Origin of the sequence: Mesorhizobium sp. M7A.F.Ca.CA.004.04.2.1 (assembly GCF_004022825.1) — a bacterium.
Taxonomy (GTDB): domain Bacteria; phylum Pseudomonadota; class Alphaproteobacteria; order Rhizobiales; family Rhizobiaceae; genus Mesorhizobium.
Genome location: NZ_RZPH01000484.1, coordinates 1 through 4345 on the forward strand (window position 1 = coordinate 1; position 4345 = coordinate 4345).

3 protein-coding genes and 1 pseudogene are annotated in these 4345 nt (G+C 62.4%); 2 read left to right on the forward strand and 2 right to left on the reverse strand.

What is annotated here, in order from left to right:
• On the forward strand, window positions 1-1539 hold a 1539-nt coding region (glmS, locus tag EN893_RS20585; RefSeq protein ID WP_128361734.1), incomplete at its 5' end, for a glutamine--fructose-6-phosphate transaminase (isomerizing).
• A gap of 108 nt (window positions 1540-1647) precedes the next feature.
• Here the strand turns inward: glmS and EN893_RS20590 are convergent.
• Window positions 1648-1933: pseudogene (locus EN893_RS20590) on the reverse strand (GIY-YIG nuclease family protein).
• Between the two features lie 286 nt (window positions 1934-2219).
• Between EN893_RS20590 and EN893_RS20595 the strand changes: the two are divergent.
• The gene (locus tag EN893_RS20595; protein ID WP_027036784.1) at window positions 2220-2975 is read left to right on the forward strand and encodes a DUF502 domain-containing protein; all 756 of its coding nucleotides are present in this window, start codon (window positions 2220-2222) and stop codon (window positions 2973-2975) included.
• On the opposite strand, the gene recG is transcribed toward EN893_RS20595, so the two are convergent.
• Window positions 2927-4345: ATP-dependent DNA helicase RecG (gene recG / locus EN893_RS20600; RefSeq protein ID WP_128361735.1), on the reverse strand; the 1419-nt coding region annotated here is incomplete at its 5' end. The two genes, EN893_RS20595 and recG, sit on opposite strands and share 49 nt — an antisense overlap.

Sequence of the window (4345 nt, forward strand, 5' to 3'; positions counted from 1 at the left end):
GTCCATAACGGCATCATCGAGAATTTCGCCGAATTGCGCGAAGAACTGATCCGCGATGGCTATTCTTTCTCCTCGCAGACCGACACCGAGGTCGTCGCCCATCTGGTGGCGCGCGAACTCGCCAAAGGCCTGAAGCCGGTCGAGGCCGCGCACCAGGCGCTGAAGCGGCTGGAAGGCGCCTTTGCGCTGGCAATCATGTTCAAGGGCGACGAGGACCTGATCGTCGGCGCGCGCAATGGTCCGCCTTTGGCTGTCGGCCATGGCGATGGCGAGATGTTTTTGGGCTCCGACGCCATCGCGCTCGCACCGTTCACCAATTCGATCACCTATCTCGAAGATGGCGACTGGGCGGTGGTGCGCCGCGACGGCGTCACCATCTTCGACATCGACGGCACAAAGGTCGACCGCAAGCGCCAGCAGTCGCTTTCGACCAGCTTCATGGTCGACAAGGGCAATCGGCGCCATTTCATGGAGAAGGAGATCCATGAGCAGCCCGAAGTGATCTCGCATACCTTGGCGAATTATCTCGATTTTGTCGGCGGCGTCTCCAAGCCGCTGGATCTGCCGTTCAATTTCGCAGAGATCAACCGGCTGGCGATTTCGGCCTGCGGTACCGCCTATCTTGCCGGCCTGATCGGCAAATACTGGTTCGAGCGCTACGCGCGCCTGCCCGTCGACATCGATGTCGCCTCCGAATTCCGTTACCGCGAAATGCCATTGTCGAAGAACGACGCGGCGTTCTTCATTTCGCAGTCCGGTGAGACTGCCGACACGCTGGCCTCGCTGCGTTATTGCCGCAAGGCCGGCATGAAGATCGGCGCGATCGTCAATGTGCGCGAATCGACCATGGCGCGCGAATCCGATGTCGTGCTGCCGACGCTCGCCGGGCCGGAGATCGGCGTTGCCTCGACCAAGGCGTTCACCTGCCAGCTGTCCGTGCTGGCATCGCTTGCCGTGCGGGCCGGCGTGGCGCGCGGGACAATCTCGAAAGAACAAGAGAAGACCCTGGTGCGCGCGCTATCGGAAGCGCCGCGCTATGCCAATCAGGTGCTCAAGCTTGAAGAGCAGATCGAACGGATCGCGCGTGAACTCTCACGCTACAAGGACGTGCTCTATCTCGGCCGCGACACCAACTTTCCGCTGGCCATGGAAGGCGCGCTGAAACTCAAGGAAATCTCCTATATCCACGCCGAGGGCTATGCGGCCGGCGAGCTGAAGCATGGACCGATCGCGCTGATCGATGAGAACATGCCGGTCATCGTCATTGCGCCGCACGACCACATTTTCGAAAAAACCGTGTCGAACATGCAGGAAGTGGCGGCGCGCGGCGGCAAGATCATCCTGATCACCGACAGCAAGGGTGCGGCGCTGACGAGCGTCAAGACGATGGAGACGATCATCCTGCCGGACGTGCCGGAAATCATCTCGCCGATCATCTACGCGCTGCCGATCCAGATGCTGGCCTATTTTACCGCCGTCTTCATGGGCACCGACGTCGACCAGCCGCGCAATCTGGCGAAATCGGTGACGGTGGAATAGGCCTCATCCTTTCGTCATCCACGGGCGTAGCGGGAGCGAAGCTCCTGCGCAGACCCGAGGATCCATTCCGTGACGGTATGGCGGATCAAAGCAGTGCAGAACTTGGCGCTACCACCCAGTCCCGCGGAAAAGCTCGAACCACTCCGGATTGGCCTTTTCGATCAATTCAATCTTCCATGACGCGGCCAACGTTTCAGCGACTTCTCGCGCTGGATTGCATCGCGGATGTCGAAATACTGTTCGTACCAAACCAAGCGTTCTACGCCATACCGCCCAGTAAAGCGCGAACCCCACCAGACTTGTGCTCGGGCATTCGGCGGCCGAGATCGTTTGTGACGCCAATATAGATGGTGCCGCGTTTCCGGCTCGCAGTTAAATAGACATAGCCCGTCATGAACGAAGTATAGCGACCGAACGATCCGCCGACCATCTTGAGGGGTTGCATTCTTCGGCCGACGCCACGGAATGGATCCTCGGGTCTGCGCCGCGTCGCTTCGCTCCTTGCTCCGCCCGTGGATGACGAAGGGGAGGGGTGTTTCGGCTAATCGCGAACGTATGCTGCTTCCGTTTGGATTGTTTCGTTGAAAGTGGCGGCATAATCGGCTCTTTAAAAACTTCGCAGTTCCAAACTGGACGGCGGTTCACTAATGTTGCGCTGCAACCCGCGCCTCCGGTGAATCATGTCCGACGCTCCCAAGACTTCCGGCGTGACCCGGCTGAGGAACTACTTCCTCACGGGCTTCATCGTCTGCGCGCCGCTGGCGATCACCGCCTACATCGCCTGGTCATTCATCGGTTGGGTCGATTCCTGGGTGAAACCCTATATTCCGGCCCGCTACAGCCCTGACACCTATTTGTCGTTTCCTGTGCCGGGATTCGGGCTGATCGTGGCGCTCATCCTGATCACGCTGATCGGCTTCCTTACGGCCAACATCGTCGGCCGCGCCATCGTCAATTTCGGCGAGCGCCTGCTTGGCCGCATGCCGTTGGTGCGCGGCATCTATGGCTCGCTGAAACAGATTTTCGAGACCGTGCTGTCCAACAAGGGCGACATGTTCCGCCAGGTCGGACTGGTCGAATATCCGCGCAAGGGTGTGTGGTCGCTGGTGTTCGTCGCCAGCGAGAAGGAAACCGAGATCAACCAGAAGCTCGACCAGGAAGGCGATCCGCTGATTGCCGTATTCATGCCGTGCACGCCAAACCCGACCACCGGATTCCTGATGTATGTGCCGAAGTCGGACATCGTGCTGCTCGACATGACGATTGAGGACGGCGCCAAGCTGATTGTGTCGGCCGGGCTGGTGGCGCCCGAGGTCAAGCAAATGGTTGTCGTGAATGGCGAGCCGATCGAAGGGATGCTCGCCAACCCGTCGGTTGCCGCCCTGGCTCAGCCGGCGCGCAGGAGCCGCACGGCCTCGTCGCGGCCGAACAAATAAAGCAGCAGGCGCAACGCCTCGCCACGCTGCGATTGCAGCTCCGGGTCGCGCGACAGGATCAGCCTGGCATCGTCGCGGGCGGCCTCCAGAAGGTCGGCATGCGCCTCGATGCGCGCAACCTGGAAACCCGGCGTGCCGGACTGGCGGGTGCCCAGCAATTCGCCTTCGCCGCGCAGCTTCAGGTCTTCTTCGGCGATCAGGAACCCGTCCTCGGTCTCGCGCATCACCGACAGCCGGCGTTTTGCGGTCTCGCCGAGCGGGTCCTTGTAGAGCAGCACGCAGGAGGAGGGCTTGTCGCCACGCCCGACCCGGCCGCGCAGTTGGTGCAGCTGGGCCAGGCCGAAGCGCTCGGCGTGCTCGATGACCATGACGGTGGCGTCCGGCACGTCGACGCCGACCTCAATGACGGTGGTGGCGATCAGGATGCGTGTCTCGCCCTGCTTGAAGGCACGCATCGCCTCGTCCTTCTCGGCACCCTTCATGCGGCCGTGAACGAGCCCGATACGTTCGCCGAACAATGGTTTCAGCGAGGCGAAGCGGTCCTCGGCCGACATCAGCTTGATTTCTTCGGATTCCTCGACCAGCGGACAGATCCAGTAGATCTTCTGGCCGCCGGCGACGGCGTCCACCATGCGGTCGACCAGTTCGTCGAGCCGCTCGAGCGGCAGTGTAACGGTACGGATCGGCTGGCGGCCGGCCGGTTTTTCCGTCAGTTTCGACACGTCCATGTCGCCGAAAGCGGTCAGCACCAGCGTGCGGGGGATGGGAGTGGCCGTCATCACCAGCATGTCGGGCGCGTCGCCCTTGGCGGTGATGGCAAGCCGCTGATGGACGCCGAAACGGTGCTGCTCGTCGATCACGGCGAAGACCAGGTCGTGGAACATGACCGTCTCCTGGAACAGCGCATGGGTGCCGACCACGATGTCGATCTCGCCGCTTGCCAGGCCGGCCAGCGTATCCGCGCGTTCGCGGCCCTTTTCGCGGCCGGTGAGGATGGCAATGCGCAGCCCGACCTTGGCGGCAAGCGGCGTGATGGTCGCCAGATGCTGGCGCGCCAGGATTTCGGTCGGCGCCATCAGTGCTGCCTGGCCGCCGGCCTCGACGGCGCGCGCCATGGCCAGCAGCGCGACGACCGTCTTGCCGGAGCCGACATCGCCCTGCAGGAGCCGCAGCATGCGCTCGGGATCGGCAAGGTCGGCATTGATTTCGGCCAGCGCGAACTCCTGGCTCGATGTCAGCGAGTAGGGCAGTGCGGCCCTCAGTTTTTCGACGATGCGGCCGTCGCCGACCAGGGGACGGCCGGACAGGCGGCGGACTTTCGCCCGCACCAGCGCCAGCGAGACCTGGCCCGCCAGCAGCTCGTCATAGGC

Bases quoted from the DNA above. Each gene is read 5' to 3' on its own strand.
- EN893_RS20595 (WP_027036784.1), top strand. From the start codon at position 2,220: ATGTCCGACGCTCCCAAGACTTCCGGCGTGACCCGGCTGAGGAACTAC.